This window comes from uncultured Intestinimonas sp., assembly GCF_944387725.1.
In the GTDB taxonomy this organism is placed as follows: domain Bacteria; phylum Bacillota; class Clostridia; order Oscillospirales; family Oscillospiraceae; genus Intestinimonas.
This window is the reverse complement of record NZ_CALXGA010000020.1, coordinates 1-20,504: the sequence shown is the minus strand read 5'-3', so window position 1 is coordinate 20,504 and position 20,504 is coordinate 1. Positions and strand designations below refer to the sequence as shown.

The 20,504-nt window shown below is 65.1% G+C and carries 16 protein-coding genes; 6 read left to right on the top strand and 10 right to left on the bottom strand.

What is annotated here, in order from left to right:
• Positions 1-92: 92 nt before the first annotated feature.
• A complete protein-coding gene (locus Q0K09_RS04785) occupies positions 93-539 on the top strand; it encodes a S1 RNA-binding domain-containing protein (RefSeq protein WP_294473581.1) in 447 nt (148 codons plus the stop codon).
• A 145-nt stretch (positions 540-684) separates the two neighbouring features.
• Here the strand turns inward: Q0K09_RS04785 and Q0K09_RS04780 are convergent, their stop codons facing one another.
• The 5 genes from Q0K09_RS04780 to murI all read right to left on the bottom strand — a co-directional run bounded on the left by Q0K09_RS04780 (position 685) and on the right by murI (position 10,377).
• Entirely contained in the window at positions 685-1,944 is a 1,260-nt protein-coding gene (locus Q0K09_RS04780) for an acetyl-CoA C-acetyltransferase (RefSeq protein ID WP_294473579.1), read from the bottom strand.
• A 228-nt stretch (positions 1,945-2,172) separates the two neighbouring features.
• Positions 2,173-5,676, bottom strand: a complete 3,504-nt coding sequence (mfd, locus tag Q0K09_RS04775) for a transcription-repair coupling factor (protein ID WP_294473575.1) — start codon at positions 5,674-5,676, stop codon at positions 2,173-2,175.
• A gap of 107 nt (positions 5,677-5,783) precedes the next feature.
• Complete coding sequence (locus Q0K09_RS04770; protein ID WP_294473573.1) at positions 5,784-7,148, bottom strand: citrate/2-methylcitrate synthase; 1,365 nt, start codon at positions 7,146-7,148, stop codon at positions 5,784-5,786.
• Positions 7,149-7,562: 414 nt separating this feature from the next.
• Positions 7,563-9,476, bottom strand: a complete 1,914-nt coding sequence (locus Q0K09_RS04765; RefSeq protein ID WP_294473571.1) for an NAD(+) synthase — start codon at positions 9,474-9,476, stop codon at positions 7,563-7,565.
• Between the two features lie 46 nt (positions 9,477-9,522).
• Positions 9,523-10,377, bottom strand: a complete 855-nt coding sequence (murI, locus tag Q0K09_RS04760; protein WP_294473569.1) for a glutamate racemase — start codon at positions 10,375-10,377, stop codon at positions 9,523-9,525.
• Positions 10,378-10,540: 163 nt separating this feature from the next.
• On the opposite strand from murI, the gene Q0K09_RS04755 reads away from it, so the two are divergent.
• The 4 genes from Q0K09_RS04755 (at position 10,541) to Q0K09_RS04740 (ending at position 14,223) form a co-directional block, all read left to right on the top strand.
• Positions 10,541-10,957 carry a hypothetical protein gene (locus Q0K09_RS04755; protein WP_294473567.1) on the top strand — a complete coding sequence of 139 codons (417 nt, stop codon included), beginning with the start codon at positions 10,541-10,543 and terminating at the stop codon, positions 10,955-10,957.
• A gap of 135 nt (positions 10,958-11,092) precedes the next feature.
• Positions 11,093-13,006 carry a diguanylate cyclase gene (locus tag Q0K09_RS04750; protein ID WP_294473564.1) on the top strand — a complete coding sequence of 638 codons (1,914 nt, stop codon included), beginning with the start codon at positions 11,093-11,095 and terminating at the stop codon, positions 13,004-13,006.
• Between the two features lie 340 nt (positions 13,007-13,346).
• Positions 13,347-14,042: a copper amine oxidase N-terminal domain-containing protein gene (locus Q0K09_RS04745; protein ID WP_294473562.1), complete on the top strand. Its 696-nt coding sequence runs from the start codon at positions 13,347-13,349 to the stop codon at positions 14,040-14,042.
• Positions 14,029-14,223 carry a hypothetical protein gene (locus Q0K09_RS04740; protein WP_294473560.1) on the top strand — a complete coding sequence of 65 codons (195 nt, stop codon included), beginning with the start codon at positions 14,029-14,031 and terminating at the stop codon, positions 14,221-14,223. Before Q0K09_RS04745 ends, Q0K09_RS04740 begins: the two co-directional genes overlap by 14 nt.
• A gap of 581 nt (positions 14,224-14,804) precedes the next feature.
• On the opposite strand, the gene Q0K09_RS04735 is transcribed toward Q0K09_RS04740, so the two are convergent.
• Positions 14,805-15,749, bottom strand: a complete 945-nt coding sequence (locus tag Q0K09_RS04735; RefSeq protein WP_294473559.1) for a hypothetical protein — start codon at positions 15,747-15,749, stop codon at positions 14,805-14,807.
• Between the two features lie 124 nt (positions 15,750-15,873).
• Between Q0K09_RS04735 and Q0K09_RS04730 the strand changes: the two genes are divergently transcribed.
• Positions 15,874-16,515 carry a single-stranded DNA-binding protein gene (locus Q0K09_RS04730; RefSeq protein WP_294473557.1) on the top strand — a complete coding sequence of 214 codons (642 nt, stop codon included), beginning with the start codon at positions 15,874-15,876 and terminating at the stop codon, positions 16,513-16,515.
• A 430-nt stretch (positions 16,516-16,945) separates the two neighbouring features.
• Here the strand turns inward: Q0K09_RS04730 and Q0K09_RS04725 are convergent, their stop codons facing one another.
• The 4 genes from Q0K09_RS04725 to Q0K09_RS04710 form a co-directional block, all read right to left on the bottom strand.
• The gene (locus Q0K09_RS04725; RefSeq protein ID WP_294473555.1) at positions 16,946-17,080 is read right to left on the bottom strand and encodes a FeoB-associated Cys-rich membrane protein; all 135 of its coding nucleotides are present in this window, start codon (positions 17,078-17,080) and stop codon (positions 16,946-16,948) included.
• Between the two features lie 14 nt (positions 17,081-17,094).
• The gene (gene feoB / locus Q0K09_RS04720; protein WP_294473553.1) at positions 17,095-19,137 is read right to left on the bottom strand and encodes a ferrous iron transport protein B; all 2,043 of its coding nucleotides are present in this window, start codon (positions 19,135-19,137) and stop codon (positions 17,095-17,097) included.
• Positions 19,124-19,363, bottom strand: a complete 240-nt coding sequence (locus tag Q0K09_RS04715; RefSeq protein WP_294473551.1) for a FeoA family protein — start codon at positions 19,361-19,363, stop codon at positions 19,124-19,126. The genes feoB and Q0K09_RS04715 overlap by 14 nt, the downstream gene beginning before the upstream one ends.
• 158 nt (positions 19,364-19,521) lie before the next feature.
• Positions 19,522-19,974, bottom strand: coding sequence for a hypothetical protein (locus Q0K09_RS04710; RefSeq protein WP_294473550.1), 453 nt, complete (start codon positions 19,972-19,974; stop codon positions 19,522-19,524).
• Positions 19,975-20,504 lie beyond the last annotated feature (530 nt).

Genomic DNA, 20,504 nt, shown 5'->3' with positions numbered 1-20,504 from the left:
GCCCCTGCCCGCCGCCGGGTGCGCGTCCCCGCCGGGGACCGGAAAAAGAGTGCGCGCCGGGTCGAAAAATCAAGGAGGAACATGGGAGCAGTATGGAGTTTGGTGTAGGTTCTATTGTAGAGGGAAAAGTGACGGGCATCACGAAATTTGGGGCGTTCGTGTCGCTGCCCGGCGGCCGGTCCGGCTTGGTGCATATCTCCGAGATCGCCTATTCTTACGTCAATGATGTGAAGGATCATCTCACGGAGGGGCAGGAGGTCAAGGTCAAGGTCATCGGCATTGATGACAGCAACCGCATCAACCTGTCCATTAAAAAGGCCATGGACCCCCCTCCGCGACCCCAGCGTTCCGCTGGCCAGGGCGGTCCCCGGCACGGCGGATTTGGCTCCCGGCAGGGCGGCGGACGGTCCGGCGCCCGGGCCTCCAGCGAGCCGGAGTCCTTTGAGGAGCGGCTCAAGCACTTTATGCAGACCTCGGACAGCAAGCTCTCCGAGATGAAGTACACAGAAAAGCGCAGCAGCCGCCGGGGCCGGCGGTAAGCGCCCAGAGCAGTTTCACAGCCTGAACAGGCGGAAGCCCTTTTGGGGGCTTCCGCCTGTTTGCCCTCCGGCGGAAGCAAGGGCCCCCGGACCGTTTTCGGTCCGGGGGCCCTTGCTTGCCCCTGGGTACCTCAGAAGAGGGGGGTCAGCACTTCTCGAAGATGGTGGCGACGCCCATGCCGCCGCCGATGCAGAGGGTGGCCAGGCCCTTCTTGGCGTCGGGGCGCTTGAGCATCTCGTGGAGCAGGGTAACGATGATCCGGGCGCCGGAGCAGCCGATGGGGTGGCCGATGGCGATGGCGCCGCCGTTGACGTTAACCTTCTCCATGTCGAACTCCAGCTCACGGCCCACGGCCACGGACTGGGCGGCAAAGGCCTCGTTGGCCTCCACCAGGTCGATGTCAGCCATGGTCAGGCCGGCCTTGGCCAGGGCGTTCCGGCTGGCGGGCACGGGGCCCACGCCCATGATCTTCGGGTCCACGCCGCCCTGGCCCCAGCCAACCAGCTTGGCCATGGGCTTGAGGCCGTACTTCTCCACAGCCTCGCCGCTGGCCACAATGATGGCGGCCGCGCCGTCGTTCAGGCCGGAGGCGTTGCCGGCGGTCACCCGCTGGACGCGCTTGTTGGTGTGGGCGTCGTATACCTGGGTCATCTCAAAGGTGTGGACAATGGCCTCCGCAGTGCCCTCGGGACCCACGGGGAAGGCGCCCTTGAGCTTGGCCATGCTCTCGGCGGTGGTGCCGGGCTTGGGATACTCGTCCACCTTGAACTCCACAACTTCCTTCTTCTTCTTCACGGGAACGGGGACGATCTCGTCGCTGAAGCGGCCGGACTCCACAGCGGCGCAGGCCTTCTGCTGGGAGGCGGCGGCAAAGGCGTCCACCTCTTCCCGGGTGATGCCCCACACGTCGCAGATGTTCTCGGCGGTGGTGCCCATGTGGTAGTTGTTGTAGACATCCCACAGGCCGTCCTTAATCATGGTGTCTACGGCCTTCTTGTCGCCCATCCGGGCGCCCCAGCGCTCATCGGGCAGGACATAGGGGGCCTGAGACATATTCTCGGTGCCGCCGGCCACTACCACGTCGGCGTCGCCGGCCAGAATGGCCCGGGCGGCCTCCATGACGGTCTTCATTCCGGATCCGCAGACCATGTTCAGCGTAAAGGCGGGCACACTGTAGGGGATGCCGGCCTTAATCATCACCTGACGGGCCACGTTCTGGCCCAGACCGGCGGTCAGCACGGCGCCGAAGATGACCTCGTCCACCTGATCCGGGGCGACGCCGGCGCGCTTGAGAGCCTCCTTTACCACGATGGAGCCCAGCTCAGCCGAGGGGACGTCCTTCAGGCTCCCGCCATAGGAGCCCACTGCGGTGCGGCAGCAGTTGACAATGTAGATGTCTTTCATGTATGTGCCCTCCATTTTTGTAAATTTGCAGATTCCTCTTTTTCAAGGGATGCTGATTGTCATTATAGCCGATCATTGCGGAAAAATCAATGGTTCGTTTAGCAAGTTTTTCTCAACAGCATGGCCCCGCCCGTTCTTTGTGCAACTCCGCAAAAGAGGCCCGTCTGATTTATGCAAGAATGACAAATTTTCACGGTTCCCTTAAAAACTGGATGCGCCGCCGGGGCCTCAGTCCCCGGCGGGGGAGGCGGAGTGGAAGTCCTGGACCAGCTGGGCGGACAGCTTGAGCACGTCCTCCCTCTTCTGGACCTTCAGGGAGAGATAGGGCTTCTCTCCGGCGGAGAAGAGGAGCCGGCCCCGGTAGGCCGGGGCGCCGCACAGGGCGGCAACCCGGGCAAAGTCCACCTCCCGCAGGGTGAAGAGCAGCCGCTCTCCCCGCTGGGCGATCTCGGAGAAGCCGCATGATGCGGCGGCGGCCCGGAGGAGGGCCACGGAGATCAGGCTGTTGACCGGCCGGGGCGGGTCGCCGTAGCGATCCACCAGTTCGTCCACCAGGTCGTCGGCATCGGCCTCGCTGCGGATGCGGGCGATGCGGCGGTAGAGGTCCATGCGCTGCTCTGGGGAGGGGACATAGCGCTCGGGGATGGAGGCGGCCACGGTGAGGTCGGCGGCGCACTCGGCAGGGGACTTGGGGGCCTCCCCCTTCTGCTCCAGGACAGCCTCCTCCAGGAGCTTGAGGTACATGTCGTAGCCCACGCTCACCAGGAAGCCGGACTGCTCGGGGCCCAGGACATTGCCCGCCCCCCGGATCTCCAGGTCCCGCATGGCGATCTTGAAGCCGGAGCCGAAGGCGGCGAACTCCCGGATGGCCGACAGGCGCTTGGTCTGGACCTCGCTGAGGACCTTCCCCCGGCGGTAGGTCATGTAGGCGAAGGCCCGGCGGGCCGACCGGCCCACCCGCCCCCGGAGCTGGTGGAGCTGGGCAAGGCCCATCTTGTCGGCGTCCTCGATGATGAGGGTATTGGCGTTGGGGATGTCGATGCCCGTCTCGATGATGGTGGTGCACACCAGGATGTCGATCTCGCCGTCGGTCATCTGGCTCATGACGTCGTTGATGGCCTCCTGGGTCATCCGGCCGTGGGCCGCCGCCACCCGGGCCTCCGGGAGCATGGCCTGAATCCGGGCGGCGGTGCGGTCGATGGTCTCCACCCGGTTGTGGAGGTAGTAGACCTGGCCCCCCCGCTCCAGCTCCCGGGTCATGGCGTCCCCCAGCACCGGCCAGTCGTGCTCCAGAACATAGGTCTGGACGGGCTGGCGGTCCTGTGGGGGCTCTTCCAGGGTGGACATGTCCCGGATGCCCGACAGAGCCATGTTCAGGGTCCGGGGAATGGGGGTGGCCGAGAGGGTGAGCACATCCACCTGCTTGGCAAGCTCCTTGAGCTTTTCCTTGTGGGCCACCCCGAAGCGCTGCTCCTCGTCCACCACCAGCAGCCCCAGGTCCTTGAACTGCACGTCCTTGTTGAAGAGCCGGTGGGTGCCGATGAGGAGGTCCACCTTCCCCTCCCGGACCCGGCGCAGGGTCTCACGCATCTGGCCCGGGGTGCGGAAGCGGCTGACCACGTCAATTTCCACCGGAAATTGGGCAAAGCGCCGCTTGGCGTTGAGGAAGTGCTGCCGGGCCAGGACGGTGGTGGGGGCCAGGACGGCGGCCTGCTTGCCGTCCAGCACGCACTTCATGATGGCCCGGAAGGCCACCTCGGTCTTGCCGTAGCCCACGTCCCCGCACAGGAGCCGGTCCATGGGCCGGGGGGCCTCCATGTCCCCCTTGACCTCCTGGATGCACCGGAGCTGGTCGTCGGTCTCGGTGTACTCGAACTGGTCCTCGAATTCCCGCATCCAGGGGGAGTCCGGGGCGAAGGCGTGGCCCGGCAGGCGCTCCCGCTCCGCGTAGAGCCGGATGAGGCCCTTGGCCAGGTCGGCCACGGCCTTTTTGGCCCGGGACTTGGCCTTCTCCCAGTCGGCCCCCCCCAGCTTGTTGAGCTTCTTGTGTTCAGTGTCCTCCCCGGAGCCGATGTATTTGCTCACCAGGTCCAGCTGGGTGGCGGGGACGTAGAGAATGTCGGAGCCGGCATAGGCGATCTTCACATAGTCCTTCTGGACGCCGTCGGCGCTCATCTTCACCATGCCCACATACCGGCCGATGCCGTGGTGCTCATGGACCACCAGGTCTCCGGGGGAGAGGTCGGCGTAGGAGGCCAGCTTCTGGCGGCTGGTATCCTTTTTGGGCCGGGGCTTCTTGGCGGGGAGGGCCCGGCCCTCGGTGAGCACCGCCACCCGGGCGGCGGGGTATTCAAACCCGGCGGTGAGCCCCCCCACACACAGGACGGCCTTCCCCGGCTCCGGAAGGCTGTGGAGCTGGAAGTCCACGGCCGCCCGGACCTTCTGCTCCCGCAGGAGGCTCTGGAGGTTGAGGCAGCGCTGCTCCCCGGCGCACAGGACCACGGCGCCGAAGCCGGTGCGCTGGTAGTGCTCCAGGTCAGAGGCCGCCGTCTCCAGGCTGGCCCCATAGGAGGGGAGCTGCTTGGCCATGACGTCCAGAAGGGTCCGGGGCCGGCAGGGATAGCCGGAGGTGGGGAAGGTATCCAGGTAGAGAAGGGGGTGCTCCTCCAGCACGGCGGCGAGCTCCTCCCAGCTCCGGGCGAAGGTCAGGGCCTCCCCGGCCAGGAGGCCGGACTCCAGCAGGGTCTTGCCGTCCTCCTCCAGCCGCCAGAGGTAGTTCCGGGCCCGCTCGGCCACCCGGGGGCTCTCGGAGAGGCAGACCACCGCATCGGCGGGGAGGTAGTCCGCCGCCGTGGCCATCTGGGGGTAGATGAGGGCCAGATAGCGGTCCGCAGCGGGAAAGCCCGCCCCGTGCTCCAGCCGCTCCCGGTCGCTGCTCAGGGTGCTCAGGAGCTCCTGGCTGGGATGCTTGGCCGTCCGAACCCGTTCCATGAGGCCGTCCAGGGCCTCCAGCAGGCCGGACAGACCCCCTGGGGCCCACTGGGGCAGCACCTCCGCCACCGGCAGGACCTGGACCTCCTGGAGGTTTTCCGTCCGCCGCTGGGTGTCCGGGTCGAAGAGGCCCATGGAGTCGATCTCGTCCCCGAAGAACTCACAGCGGACGGGCCGGTCGCAGGCGGGGGAGAAGAAGTCCAGGATGCCCCCCCGGAGGGCGAACTGGCCCGTGCCCTCCACCTGCTGGCAGCGGGCGTATCCGGCGGCGGAGAGGACCTCGGTGAGGGCCGGCAGGTCCCGGACCTCACCCACCCGGAGGGTCAGGGCGGTCCGCTCCAGGACCTCCGGGGGCAGGGTCCGCTGGAGGAGGGCGTCCACGGTGGCCGCCACCAGGGGGGCCCTGCCGGCCTGCATGGCCCGAAACACCGCAAGCCGCCGGTGCTCCCACTGGCGGGAGGCCGCGGCGGCGTCGTGGAAGGTGAACTCCCGGGCGGAGAGTCGGAGGACCTCCTCCCCGGTGAGGGCGTGGAGGTCCTCCGAGAGCCGGGCGGCCTCGGTTTCGTCGGCGCAGACCAGCACCACGGGCCGGCCGGTCCTGGCCCGGACCCCGGCGGCGAAGTGGGCCCGGTGGACCGCCGCCAGGCCGGACACCGCCGCCGGACACCCGCCGGCGTCCAGGGCGGCCAGCAGGCTCCCGAACTCCGGGAGGCGGTCTAAGATGGCGAGAAGCTCTTTCATGGCTGTGCTCCTTCCGGTGATGGACTCTCTGGAGGCCCGGCGTTGGGGCTGGAAAGCCGTGCGCCACGCGGACCGCCCGCCGCAGAAACATCCCCGGCAGAGGGCCCCTACCGCTGGTCCAGGGGGATATACTCGGTGTGGCGCCCCACATATTTGTAGGCGGGGCGGATGATCTTGCCCATGTTGATGAGCTCCTCGATGCGGTGGGCGCTCCAGCCGGCGATGCGGGCCATGGCGAAGAGGGGGGTGTAGAGCTCCAGGGGCAGGTCCAGCATGTGGTAGACGAAGCCGGAGTAGAAGTCCACATTGGCCGAGACGCCCTTGTAGATCTTCCGCTCCTGGGCGATGACCTGGGGGGCCAGCCGCTCTACCCGGGCGTAGAGCTCGTACTCCTTGATACGTCCCTTCTCCTGGGAGAGGGTCTCCACAAAGCGGTGGAGGATGTTGGCCCGGGGGTCGGACAGGGAGTAGACCGCGTGGCCCATGCCGTAGATGAGCCCTGCGTGGTCGAAGGCCTCCCCGTGGAGGAGAGCCCGGAGGTAGGCGGAGATCTCCTCCTCGTCGGTCCAGTCCCGGATGGAGCGCTTGAGGTCCTCGAACATGCGGATGACCTTGATGTTGGCGCCGCCGTGCTTGGGGCCCTTGAGGGAGGCAAGGGCGGCGGCCATGCAGGAGTAGGTGTCCGTCCCGGAGGAGGTGACCACATGGGTGGTAAAGGTGGAGTTGTTGCCGCCGCCGTGCTCAGCGTGGAGGACCAGGCAGATGTCGAGAATGTGGGCCTCCCAGAAGGTGTAGGAGGAGTCGGAGCGCAGGAGGCTGAGGATATTCTCCGCCGTGGACAGGTCCTCCCGGGGGGCGTGGATGTAGAGGGAATTTCCCTCCTTATAGGCGTAGGCCTGGTAGGAGTAGACTGCGTAGAGGGGGAAGGTGGCGATGAGCTGGATGCACTGGCGCACCACGTTGGGCAGGCTGATATCGTCGGTCTTGTCGTCGTAGGAGGCGATGGAGAGGACGCACTTGGCCAGGGAGTTCATCATATCGCTGCTGGGGGATTTGAGGATGACGTCCCGGACGAAGTTCTTGGGCAGGGTGCGGTAGGAGGCGAGCTGCTGGGTGAAGTCCGTGAGCTCCTGGCGGGTGGGGAGCTGGCCGAACATCAGCAGATAGGCGATCTCCTCAAAGGCATAGCGCTTCTCCCGCAGGGCCGAGCCCACCAGGTCCTCGATGTTGTAGCCCCGGAAGTAGAGTTCCCCCTCACAGGGGATCTCCTGCCCGTCCACCAGCTTTTTGGAGACAATATCGGAAATCTCTGTCAGGCCCGCCAGGACGCCCTTTCCGTCCAGGTCCCGCAGGCCGCGCTTGACGTCGTAGCGGACATAGTCCTCCGAGTCGATCCGGCTGTTTTCCAGGCTCCTGGCCGCCAGAGCCTCAATGGCAGGGGTCACGTCGCTGTAGTTGGGGTTGCTGGCCATGGTTTCCTCTCCTTTCTCAGGGAAAGCACAGCCGGAGGAGGATTCCTCCGGCTGGCCGTCCAATCAGATTGATTTGTTTATGATACCATAAAATTATTACCATTTTATGAAGCCGGGGAAGATTTCCCCGGGAGCCTGTGCAATATGTGCAAAAAAGGGCGGGAGGCCGTGCGGCTTCCCGCCCTTTTTCCCGGTTTTCCGCCGTGTCGTTATGCCAGCCCCTCCAGCTCGTCCAGCCACAGAGCGGCTGCGGCATCCGACGGCATTTGCCAGTCATCCCCAGGAAATCCGAGATTTCCCGGGGCCCGATCTTTTATCATCCTCGGGCCGAATGAACCGGCCCTGCGGCAAGATTTTTCCTGCGGAAAAATGCTTGGCGCGCCCAAGGGCACGGGCGGGGCGACTGGCCGGGCGTTATTCCAATCCCTCCAGCTCATCCAGCCACAAAGCGGCTGCGGCATCGCTGGGCATACGCCAGTCGCCCCGGGGGGAGAGGGCCACGGAGCCCACCTTGGGGCCGTCCGGCAGGCAGGAGCGCTTGAACTGCTGGGCAAAGAACCGGCGGTAGAAGGTCTTTTCCCACTGGAGGATGGTGGCCCGGTCGTAGGTCCGGCCAAAGGCGTGCTCGGCCAGCCGCAGCACCTTCCGGGGCGGGAAGGCCCAGCGGATGGCGTAGTAGAGGAAGAAGTCGTGGAGCTCGTAGGGGCCCACCAGGTCCTCGGTCTTCTGGGCGATCTGGCCGTTTACCGCCGGCAGGAGCTCCGGGGAGACGGGGGTGTCCAGAATGTCGGCCAGGACGTGGCTCAGCTCGGGCTCGCTCTCGGCCTTGTCGCCGCAGACGTAGCCCACCAGATGCCGCACCAGGGTCTTGGGGATGGAGGCGTTGACCCCGTACATGCTCATATGGTCCCCGTTGTAGGTGGCCCAGCCCAGGGCCAGTTCCGAGAGGTCCCCGGTGCCCACCACCAGCCCCCCGCACTGGTTGGCCACGTCCATAAGGACCTGGGTACGCTCCCGGGCCTGTCCGTTTTCAAAGGTGACGTTGTGGTCCTCCATACTCTGGCCGATGTCCTTGAAGTGGCGGCGCACCGCCGCGCTGATGTCGATGGTCTTCAAAGTGCAGCCCAGCCGCTCCGCCAGCAGCACCGCGTTGGACTTGGTGCGGTCGGTGGTGCCGAAGCAGGGCATGGTGACGGCGATGATATCGCCGGCCGGCCGGTCCAGCAGGCCCATGGCCACGGCGGTGATGAGGACGGCCAGGGTGGAGTCCAGCCCCCCGGACAGGCCCACCACCGCAGCGGCAGCCCCGGTGTGCTCCAGGCGCTTCTTCAGGCCCAGGGCGGCCACCTTCAAAATCTCCCCGCACCGCACCGCCCTGCCGGCGGCGTCCTCAGGGACAAAGGGGGTGGGCGAGACGTACCGGGTCAGGGTGGCGGTGCAGGGCTCCAGGGAGAAGGGGACCCGGGCCGCGTCCCCGTCCGAGCGGGGGTAGGCGTTCATCCGCCGGCGCTCATAGGCCAGCCGCTTCACATCGATCTCCGAAACGGTGAGGCCGGGGGCAAAACGCCGCTCGGAGAGCAGGACGCCGTTTTCGGCCACGAGGTTGTGGCCGGCGAAGACCAGGTCGGTGGTGGATTCCCCCTCTCCGGCGTCGGCGTAGACGTACCCGCACACCAGCCGGGCCGACTGCCCCGTCACCAGAGCCCGGCGGTAGCCGGCCTTGCCCACCACCTCGTCGGAGGCCGAGAGGTTCAGTATCAGGGTGGCCCCCAGGGCGGCCAGGCGGGTGGAGGGGGGCTCCACCGCCCACAGGTCCTCGCAGATCTCCACACCCAGCACCAGCTCCGGCAGGTCCCGGCAGGCAAAGAGCTGCCGGCTCCCCAGGGGGACGGTCTGGCCGCAGAGGGCCGCCGGCCGGGGCTCCGCCGGGCCGGGGGCGAACCAGCGCGCCTCATAGAACTCCCCGTAGTTGGGGAGATGGGTCTTGGGGACCAGCCCCAGAATGACGCCTTTGTGTATCACCGCAGCACAGTTGTACAGTTTGTTTTCAAGCCGCACCGGCAGACCCAGGGCGGTGACCATGTCCAGGTGCTTGGTGGCCTCCAGAACGGTGGCGAGGGCCTCCTCAGCCCCCCGGAGGAGGGTATCCTGGAGGAAGAGGTCCCCGCAGGTGTACCCCGTCAGGCACAGCTCGGGGAGGGCCAGCACCCGCACCCCCTGGCGCTCCGCCTCCCGCATGAGGGTGAAGCAGCTCTCGGCGTTATACCGGCAGTCGGCCACCCGGATGGCGGGGGTGCCCGCCGCTGCCTTGACAAAACCATCGCGCATGTAAAAACCTCCTTTGCGCGGGAATGTGCGCACTGTCTCTCTCAGTTTACCCCAACTCCAGCCGGTTTGCAAGTGCCGGGGGCTCCGGAGGATAGGTCCAGATGTCCACCAGGGTCACCGCCTCCTGGACGTCCCGCTGGAGAAAGACGGAGGCCAGCCGGGAAAAGCCGTCCACGCTGTCGCTGACGTAAAAGCGGCTCTCCCCCGCCCCGCCGGGGTTCAGGGCGTCCATGGCTCCCAGGCGTTCGGCCACCGTTGCGGCGCAGGTGGCTCCCACGTTGATGAGGGCCACCTCCGGGCCCATACAGGTCCCGATGACCTCCATGAGGAGGGGGTAATGGGTGCAGCCCAGCACCAGAGTGTCCACGCCGGCTTCTTTCATGGGGGCCAGGTACTCCTCCGCCACCGTCTCGGCCACCACGTCCCCGGGCCGGAAGCGGCCGTTCTCCACCAGGGGGACGAAGAGGGGGCAGGCCCCGGCCAGGACCCGGACGGAGGGGGCCTCCCGGGCGATGCGCCGCTCGTAGGCCCCGCTGCGGATGGTGGCCTCGGTGCCGATGAGGCCCACCCGGCCGTTCCGGGTGGCCAGGGCCGCCGCCCGGGCGGCGGGCTCCACCACCCCCCAGACGGGGATGTCGTTCTCCCGGACCAGAGCGTCCAGGGCCGTGGTGGACACGGTGCCGCAGGCCACCACAATGGCCTTGAGGTCGAAGGTGCGGAGAAAGGCCACGTCCTGCCGGGCGTAGTGGAGGATGGTCTCCGGGGAGCGGCCCCCGTAGGGCACACGCCCGGTGTCGCCGAAGTAGATGATGTCCTCCCCGGGCAGCAGGCGGCGCAGCTCCCGCACCGCCGTCAGCCCCCCCAGGCCGGAGTCGAACACGCCGATGGGCCGTTGGTCCATAGTCGAAGACCTCCTGAATGGATGAAAATTTCCGTATACGTCATCATATGCGAAACCGGGCGGAAAAACAAGCCCTATTTTTTCGCCCGCCACGTTTGACAAGCCGGAGAAATATACTATAATAGAAGCGTACAGATGGACCAGCCAAAGGAGGGTTCTCAACATGAAGCTGGAGCTGACCAAAAAGCAGTTCAGACGGCTGCTGGACATGGCATATATTGGCAACTGGATTCTCAACTCCACCCGGGGGGAGGACCGCATCCCGGACTACGACGAGGTGGAGAGCCTGCTCTTCTCCAAGGCCAAGGAGGAGGGCATGGACATCCTGGCCGAGGTCTACGAGGGGGAGGTCATCCCCTCCCGGGCCTTCGCCGAGGGGGGCATCCACGAGGCCATCATGGACTACGAGGACAATGTCTTCTTCGACATCCTGGCCGAGGACCTGGCCAGGCGGGACATGGACGACGTGCCCATCGACGACAGCAACTACGCCGAACTGGCCTCCCGCATCGACGCCTATATCGCCGAGTTTGAGGAGCACGGCACCGACAATCTCACCGTGGACAGCGACATCATGTGACGGTGCGCAGCCGGCGCCGGAAAGCCTCCCCCTGCCCCTTTGCGGGGCGCCGCAGCGGCCGGCAGCCGCTCCGGCGCCCTTCCATGCCCGGGCGCCGCAGCCCGAAGCCTCGCCAGAGAAGGGAGCGACGCCGCCATGGGAGCATGGCTCAAGACGCACAGGAGCATCGCCGCCTCGATTCTCCTCATGGCCATGGTGGGATGCCTCTCCCTGGGCCTGATGCACCACGTCCACCGCCTGGAGGAGGCGGACTGCTTCCAGCGGCTTCAGGAGGCCGCCGTCAGCCTGGCCGACGAAATTCTTCTGCGGGTGGAGAGCGACCAGCAGCAGCTCTCCCTCATCGCCGAAACCATCGCCACCCAGGACGGCCTGGACCACTCGGCGGCGGTGCGTATTCTCCGGCGGTACCACTCCCAGGGGATGATGACCCGGCTGCAAATTCTCCTTCCGGGGGACATACTGCTGCTGAGCAGCGGGGACCTGATGGACGTCTCCGGGCTCCTCTCCTTTGAGGAGGCGTCCGCCCTGGGGACCCACATTTCCGGCAAGGAGACCGACCCCAGCAGCGGCCGGCCGGTGCTGCGCAACTATGCCCCCATTACCTACAAGGGGGAGACCCTGGGGATGCTCTGCGGCGTGGTGGAGCTCACCCGCCTGCCGGAGCTGTGGACCACGGACGAGTTTGGGGGCACTGCCTCGGTCTACGTCATCGACGGAGCCACCGGGGAGTTCCTGCTGGACACCTGGCACAGGACCCTGGGCAGCGTGGAAGACCTGGGCCTTCGGACCATGAAGGAGGGCTTCTCTCCCACCCAGTTCGGCGAGGACATCCAGGCCGGCCGGTCCGGCTATGTGGCCTTTGTCTCCCGGACCATCGGGGACTACCTCTTCCTCTGCTACGAGCCCGCAGGCATCAACCGGTGGATGGTGGCCCTGTCGGTGCCCGAGGGCGTGGTCTACCAGCGCGCCGGCCAGATTCAGACGGCCTTCTGGGGCTTTATCGCCCTGGAGGCGGTCTGCTTCCTGGCCTATCTGGCGGGGGTTCTGCGGCACTTCCGGCGGGAGGCCAATGAAAAGCAGCGGCGGCTGGATCTGGTAAGCTACATCTACGACGTGGAAAAGCTCCTCTTCACCGCCCACCAGAACGACGGGCAGATGGACAAGGCCCTGGCCCGGGTGGCCGGGATGATGGGGGCCCGGGGGGCCTTCTTCGAGACGGCCTGGGACGACGGGGAGCGGGTCCTCTACCTCTGGCGCCGCCCGGGGGAGGAGGGGGCCACCCCGCCGCCGGAAGGAGAGGCCGGCTTTTTGAAGCACTTCTGCCGGAGCGGGAGGCCCCTGGCGGTCTGGAGCGAGGCCGAGGCAGCCCGGGCCGGGGAGGACGTTCTGCGGGTCTACCTCCGGGACGGGCTGCGGAACATCATGGCCGTCCCGGTGGAGAACCCCTCCGGGGACACCGTGGGGGTCCTGGGGGTGGCCGACTTGTCGGATCGGTGGGAGAGCTTCGAGTTTCTCAAGAGCGTGGCCTTCAGCTTCTCCATGTTTCACCGCAACAACCAGACCTACCGCCTGGTGAAGAAGATGGGGGAGATCGACGCCCTCACCGGCCTCCAGAACCGAAACCGCTTCCAGCGGGACCAGGAGTTCTACCAGCAGTTCCAGGGCCGGTCCCTAGCCTGCGTCTACCTGGACGCCGACGTTCTCCACGAGCTCAACAACCGGGAGGGCCACGCCGCCGGGGACCGGATGCTCCAGACCGTGGCCCGGCGCATCCAGGCGGAATTCGGCGGGGAGACCACCTACCGCCTGGGCGGGGACGAATTTCTGGCCATCGCCCTGGACATGGACCCGGAGACGGTGGCCCGGAAGGTGGGGGCTGTGCGGCAGGCCGCTGAGCGGGAGGGCTACCATGTCTCCGCAGGAGTCCAGTGGGCCGTGGGGGCCGTCCCTGTGGAGGAGCTGATGGCCGGGGCCGAGGAGAAGATGTACGCCGAAAAGGCCCGGTACTACGCCGGGATGGGGGGCGCCCGGACCGCCCGGCAGTCCTGAGGAAAGGGCGTGGGGAGACTGCCGCAAACGCGGCTCCCCGCTCCGCGTAAATAAATGGTTGCATTTAAAATGGCTTTACGGAGCCGGGCTGTTCTGTGCTTCCGGGCCTAGGGCTTGTTTGAAAAAAGTCAACATGCCCAATCAGCGGGTCTTTTGCCCCCTGGACAGCGCAATTTTTCCTTGAAATCCGCCAGGATTCCTGCGAAAAAATTGTTTGCCAGCGGCCAAAATCCCTCGCTGCTGGACACGTTGCTATTTTTCAAACAAGCCCTAGAGCCCGTGCGTACCTGGATGGACGCGGCACAGCGGCGCAGTACTCCTCCAAGCCAGAAAATTGCATTTGCCTTCCGGCGGAATTTCCGCATCGCTTCGTTATCGTCCTTGGTGGGCGTCAGCCCACCGGCGTCCTCTGCCGGCGCCCCCAGAGGTAAGGAGCACTGTTTATGTACAAGCGTTCCCTGCGCCGGGAGGCCGCCGGATCAGCATTACCGTCCAGGCCGACTATGCCGACATCAAGGTCACCCTGGACGGCCAGGAGCTGGCCCTCACCGACGCCACCGGCGCGGTGGTGGAGCCCTTCGCCATCAGCGGCACCGCCTATCTGCCCGTCCGGGCCATCTCCAACGCCCTGGGCCTGGATGTGGGCTGGGATGCCGGCACCAGCACCGTCATCCTCTCCTCCGTCCCCCTCACCATCACCGCCGAGGAGGCGGAGGCCACCCACCTGGCCAACGTCCTGGCCGAGGCGGAGATCTTTTCCATCTACTGGAGCATTGTGGACCCCGACCGGGTCCAGAGCTGGGACGCCCTGGACACCGCCCAGAATGAGATCATCACCCTGATGAACGAGATCTACGACCACTCCAAGTACACTGTGGCCCCCGCCGTGGCCCAGTCCGGCGGCAGCTATACCGTCGAGGTGACCATCAGCCCCATCGACGTGGTCCAGAAGGCCGCCGTTTTGTACGAGTCGGGCAGCTACGCCCCCCCTGGAGGACCTGAACAACCGCTACGCCGATGGGATGACAGATGCTGAGTACGCCGTCTGCAACGTGGAGTACGCCAATGTGGTCCTGGACCTGGTCCGCTCCCAGATGGACAGCCTGGGCTATCTGGACGGCCAGACGGTCACCCTGCACATTACCAAGGGCGCCAACGGCTACTTCGGGGCCGATGATGAGGGTATGGGCCAGGTTGACCTCCTAGGGCTTGTTTGAAACATGGCAACATGCCCAACCTGCGGGTCTTTTGTCCCCTGGACGGCGCAATTTTTCCTTGAAATCCGCCAGGATTCCTGCGAAAAAATTGCTTGTCAGCGGCCCAAAATCCCTCGCTGCCGGACACATCGCCATTTTTCAAACAAGCCCTAGGGCTTGTTTGAAAAATGGCAACATGCCCAACCGGCGGGTCTTTTGCCCCCTGGACGGCGCAATTTTTCCTTGAAATCCGCCAGGATTCCTGGGTCAAAATTGCTTGCCAGCGGCCCAAAATCCCTCGCTGCTGGACACATCGCCAATTTTCAAACAAGCCCTAATCATCGCCTACACCTAATTACATCAATGGCAACACCGAAACCGGACCCCGGCATAGGCCGGGGTCCGGCCAGCCTTCCGGAAAAGACCTTCGGACTTTTCCGGAAGGCTGGCGAACTTTTTTGATTGAATCGAAAAAGGTTCCGACTGCATGAGAAAGGGAGGCTCACCGCCCCCCTTTCTCACAATCCCCCCGGTGCGCACCCGACGAATTAGCCGCTTTCTGGTCGACCTGAGAAACCGGACGCCTGGATGCCGTCCGGCGGTCAGGCCTTCTCGGCGAGGGTGCGCAGCGCCTCCTCCAGGTCCTGCTGCCGCCGGAGGGCGGCCAAGCGGGTCTCCGCCAGCTGGGCCAGGAGGCCGTCCACCTGGCCGGCGGTGGCCGATACCCCGGCCTGGGCGTCCTGGATGCGGGACTGGACCACCCAGTCGGAGAAAAATCCATCGAAGACATAGTCGCAGAAGGTGGCCATCTCCCCCACGTCCACGCTGAGCTGAGCGGCCGCCTGGACGTCAGAGAGCTCCGTGCGGAAGCGGCTGAGGAGGACCTGAGCATCCCCAGCGGCCTGGCGGGCGCTGTCGATGTGGCTGTGCTTCACCGCCGTGGCGATGAAGCCGCCCCCCAACAGATCGTAGACCCCCCAGTCCTCGGCGCTGTCCAGCTCCCCGGCGGCCTGGGAGAGGGCCCAGGAGGCCGCGCGCCCCGCCGCCGCAGCCTCGTCCACCTCCTTCAAAAAGGCCCGGGCGGCGGCCAGCGCCTCCTCCAGGTCCAGAATCCGCCGGGCCAGGGCGGGGTCCTCCTCCTTTAAGAGGAACCGCTTCTCCTCCAGAAGGGCTTCGTACTGCCTGCGGTCCCGGAGGAGCTGGTCCAGCTGGCGGTTGGTCTCCAGGAACCGGGCCTCTACGTCCTCCAGGGCCCGGCAGGCATCCTGGTACTTCAGCCGGGCGGCCACCGCCTCCCGGCGCTCCTGCTCCAGCCGCTCCTCCTTCCGGCCCAGCACCGTCTGGAGGATGGCCTGGAGGCTCATGCCCTCCAGCGCGTCCACGTCTGCCTCCTCCTTGGCCAGGGCCTGACCCAGGATGTCCCTGCGCCCCCGCAGCTCCTCTATCTGCTGATACAGGTCCTTCCGCCGGGCCTGAAGGCCCTCCTCCCGGCTCAGATGCTCCCGCAGCTCCTCCAGCTCCCGGTCCAGCGCTTCCCGGCGCGTCATAGGACATCACGCTCCTCTCTGTTTTTTCCCATTTTACCATAGCCCGGGGAAAAGCGCCAGACATACCTGGGGACAAGGCCGCATATACATGTCCCTGTAAAAAGGGGAACGGAGTGTGGTCACGATGCAGACATGCTGGAATGAAAATCACGCGGCCCTGCGGGGGACGGTGGACGCCCTGCCGGTCTTCTCCCACGAGAACCACGGGGTGGAGTACCAGGTCTTCCCCCTGGCGGTGCCCCGGCTCTCGGGGACGGTGGACCGGCTCAACGTGGTGGCCGCCCGCCCCCTGCTGGAGCGGCGTCCCCTCACTCCCGGGGACCGGGTGGAGGTTCAGGGGGAGGTCCGCTCCTTCAACAACCGCACCGGGCCCGGCAGCCGGCTGGTCATCACCCTCTTCGCCCGGAGCGTCGCCCCCACCCGGGAGGAGCCCGCCAACCAGCTCACCCTGGCCGGGGTCCTCTGCAAGCCCCCCATCCTCCGGAGGACCCCCCTGGGCCGGGAGATCTGCGACCTGATGCTGGCGGTAAACCGGAAATACGGCCGGGCGGACTACCTCCCCTGTATCGCCTGGGGGGCCCTGGCCCGGCGCTGCGGCGGCCTGGAGGTGGGGGACGGCCTCCGGCTGGAGGGGCGGCTCCAAAGCCGCATCTATCAAAAGGTGGTGGAGGGCGTGGTCCAGGACCGCACGGCCTTTGAAATCTCGGTGATGCGCCTGGAGCCCGTGGAGCCGGAGGCCGCCGCCCTGGCGGAGCCGGCGGATTGACCCCTAGGGCTTGTTTGAAACATGTCAACATGCCCAACCGGCGGGTCTTTTGTCCCCTGGACGGCGCAATTTTTCCTTGCAATCCGCCAGGATTCCTGCGAAAAAATTGCTTGCCAGCGGCCCAAAATCCCTCGCTGCCGGACACATCGCCAATTTTCAAACAAGCCCTAGTACTCCACCAGGCCAGAAAGTTGCATTTGCCTTTCGGCGTAATTTCCGTATCACTTCGTTATCGTCCCTGGTGGGCGTCAGCCCACCAGCGTTATCTGCCTTGTTCTGCAAAAATTCCGCTCGAAATCCAATCTGCAATTTCTAACTTGGTGAAGTACTGGAGGGTTCCATTTCCCCCGCAGGAAAAGACCGGCCGCGCACCGATGGGGCCCATCGGTGCGCGGCCGGTCTTTTTCCTTTCCATGGGAACGCCCGGAGGTCAGGGACACCTGCCGGCGCCCCGATACGGGCAGCTTCCGCACGCCTTCCCCCGGCGCTTCTTCCGCAGACAGATCCGCCGGGCGGCCCAGATGGAGTAGCCGGCCAGAGCGGCCAGAAGGAGTATAACAGCCATGACAATCCCTCCGATTACAAAATCAGCAGGCCGATCTGATAGACCGCGAAGGTGACCACCCAGGCCACCGCCAGCTGGAAAACTGCGGTAAAGGCCATCCAGGCCCAGCTTCCGGACTCCTTTTGGATGGTGGCCAGGGAGGCGGCGCAGGGGATGTAGAGCAGGCAGAACACCATCAGGCAGAAGGCGTTGAGGGGCCCGAAGCCGATGCTCTCCAGGGCTGCGGCAAAGGTGGACATCCCCTGGGGGGAGCTGGCGTTGACAATGCCGAACAGCACGGCGCAGCTGGACACCACCACCTCCTTGGCGGAGATGCCCGCGATGAGGGCCACGGCGATCTGCCAGAAGCCCAGGCCGATGGGAGCGAAGAAGGGGGTGAGCCGCTGGCCCAGGATCGCCCCAAAGCTGGAGGCCATCTCCGGGGCGTACCCCTGGGGGCCGAAGTTCAGCAGGGCCCAGATCACCAGCGTGGCCAGGAAAATGGTGGTGCCGGCCTTTCCCAGGTAGTCCGTGACCTTCTCCCACACATAGATCGCCACGGTGCGGGCGTCGGGCAGCTTGTACTCCGGCAGCTCGATCAACAGGTAGTTGACGCTCCGCTTTCGGTCCAGCAGGTGGATGACAGCCGAAACGGCAATGGCCACCACAATGCCGATGAGGTACATGAAGTAGGCCGCCGCCATGGCGTTCTCCGGGAAAAACATCTCGGAGAAGAGGATGTAAATGGTCAGCCGGGCGTTGCAGCTCATAAAGGGGGTGACCAGCATAACCTTGAACCGGTCCCGCCGGTTCTCCAGGGCGCGGGAGGCCATAATCGCGGGCACGGTGCAGCCGAAGCCCAGCAGCATGGGGATGAACGCCTTGCCGGAAAGGCCCAGCCGGCTCATGATGCCCTCCATCACATAGGCCACCCGGGCCATGTATCCGCTGTCCTCCAGCAGGGCCAGGCAGAGGAAGAGGATCAGAATGTTGGGCAGAAAGGTGACGATAGTGCCCACGCCGGCGATGATGCCGTCCACCACCAGGGAGGTGAGGACGTCCCCGGCCTGGATGGCGGAGAGCCCCGCCACAGCAAGATCCGAGCACCAGCCCACGGCCAGCTCCAGATACCCCTTGAGCCAGTCGCCCACCGTGAAGGTGAGGAAAAAGGTGACGGCCATGATCCCCAGAAAGACCGGGATGCCCCAGGCCTTGCTGGTCAGGAGTTGGTCCGCCCGCTCGGTGAGCACATCCTGCCGCTCCTTGTGGAGCAGAACCTCGCCGATGATCTCCCCGATGAAGTCATACTTCTGGTTGATGATGTCCGATTCGTAGCTGCGGTCCAGCACCTGGGGCAGGTCTACCGGGTACTTTTCCGTGATCTCCTTGTCCCCCTCCAGCAGCTTCAGGGCGTGCCAGCGGTAGTTGCGCAGGTCGGGATAGCGTCTTTTCAGCTCCGGGATGAGCTGGTCGAGCTTGTCCTCGATGGCGTCGGAGTAGACCATGGCGTGCTCCGCGTGGTCGTTCCGGTGCCTGGGGGAAGCCTTGTGCTCATGGACCAGCCGGTCCGGTCCGGTGCTGTCCTTGTGGTGAATGGCCGCGTGGAGAAGGATGTCCAGCCCCCGGCGCTTCCGGGCGGAGACGGGGATGGCCGGGATGCCCAGCATCTCGGGCAGGCGGTGGAGGTCGATCTCCATGCCCCGCTTTTCCACAATATCCATCATGTTCAGGGCCATGACCACCGGCTTGCCCAGCTCCAGAAGCTGTAGGGTCAGGTAGAGGCCGCGCTCCAGGGCGGAGGCATCCACCACGTTGATGATGACATCCACCTCATCGCTGAGGATGAACCGGCGGGAGACGGTCTCCTCCATGGTGTAGGAGGTCAGGCTGTAGGTCCCGGGCAGGTCTACCAGATGGATGGTCATGTCGTGATCCTTCATGACGCCCTCCACCTTCTCCACCGTAACGCCGGGCCAGTTGGCCACCTTCAGATTGGCTCCGGTGTAGGCGTTGAAGAGGGTGGTCTTGCCGCAGTTCGGATTCCCGATGAATCCGATGGTCATTTCATTTGCGCCCATTCGCCTCACCTGCCTTTACTTCGATATTTTTTGTGATGTTGTACCCCAGGGCAAAACGGGTTCCCCGCAGCTTGATGATGAGGATGCCCTTCCCCTTTCGGTTCAGAACGGAAACCGGAGTCTCCTTTGTCATCCCCAGCGCCTCCAGACGGCGCTCCATCTGGAATGGGAGGTTGATTTTTTCCACGATGCAGGTCTGCCCGATCTGGGCGTCCTTCAGGAACACACGCTGCACCTCCTAAAGTGATATTTTTGAACCATGGCTATCCTCAGCCGCCATGGGAAAGCGCCCTGTGTCTACGGGATTTCTGTAGATACAGGGCGCTTGTCCCTTGACTGGCTGTTCAAATTATGGACATATATGGATATCCAGCCCGCTAAAATTCAGCAGAACAGCTCGTTGCGCCTCTGCTCCGCGCAGGCCTTTTTGATGGCCCGGGCGGCGACGGCCACCAGGGCGCTGTTCGCCTTGCGGGCCGACTGGGGGCAGATTGCCGCGCAGCGCATACAGGAGATGCACGTTTTCCCGTCGGTCTCCCTGGGGCGCTCCCGGGGGTTGCCATACACGCAGACCACCACGCACCGGGCCCGGCCGCCGTGCACCTGCCCCAGCCGCTGGGCCGCCAGGGCCGGGACCCGGCCGCCGAAGGAGGGGACCGCGATGACCGCGGGATCGTCCTCCCCCAGACGGACGGCGGAAAAGCCGGCGGCCGCGTCCGACAGATCGACTTTTTGGACCGGCTCCCGCCATGTGCCGGTGATGGCGTCCGCCGCCTTCTGAGTTCCGCCGGTGGGGCTGAAAACGATTTGGACCATGTTCATCTGGATCTGGGTCACTCCCTGTTATCCTATATCCTTACCCTGATTATAGACGGTACAGGGTATCCTGTCAACATTCGGCGGAGGGCGGACGGTGTCAAGATGTTATCGGATAAAAGAGCGGGCGATTATAGCAATTTTCAAAATTAAAGCACATAACCACAAGAGCGGAACCATCCAGAGCAGTCACAAGCAGTCACAGCGAGAAAAGCATTCTGAATCGCGTCAGAGGGCTTGCCCGCGTCCCCTCTTCACCGTATGCGATTTTCCTTGATTTAACTATATTTTTTGTTAACGGCGCCGGCCAGCATGGCATGATCCGGATAAGCCACCGGGGTTTCACTTAGATAAAGATACCACATCAATCCCACGCTGACTTTTGCTCAACCGATACAGCCGGAGGGCTGGATAACAAGAAAAGGCGGTATGCGCCCCGTGGAGGGGTAGCATACCGTCTTTTCTCGTGGGGGGTTCCAAAGGGGGCAACGCCCCCATTTGGCACACGACTTTGCGGAGCAAAGTGTAGTGTGTTATACGCTCTGTCGGCG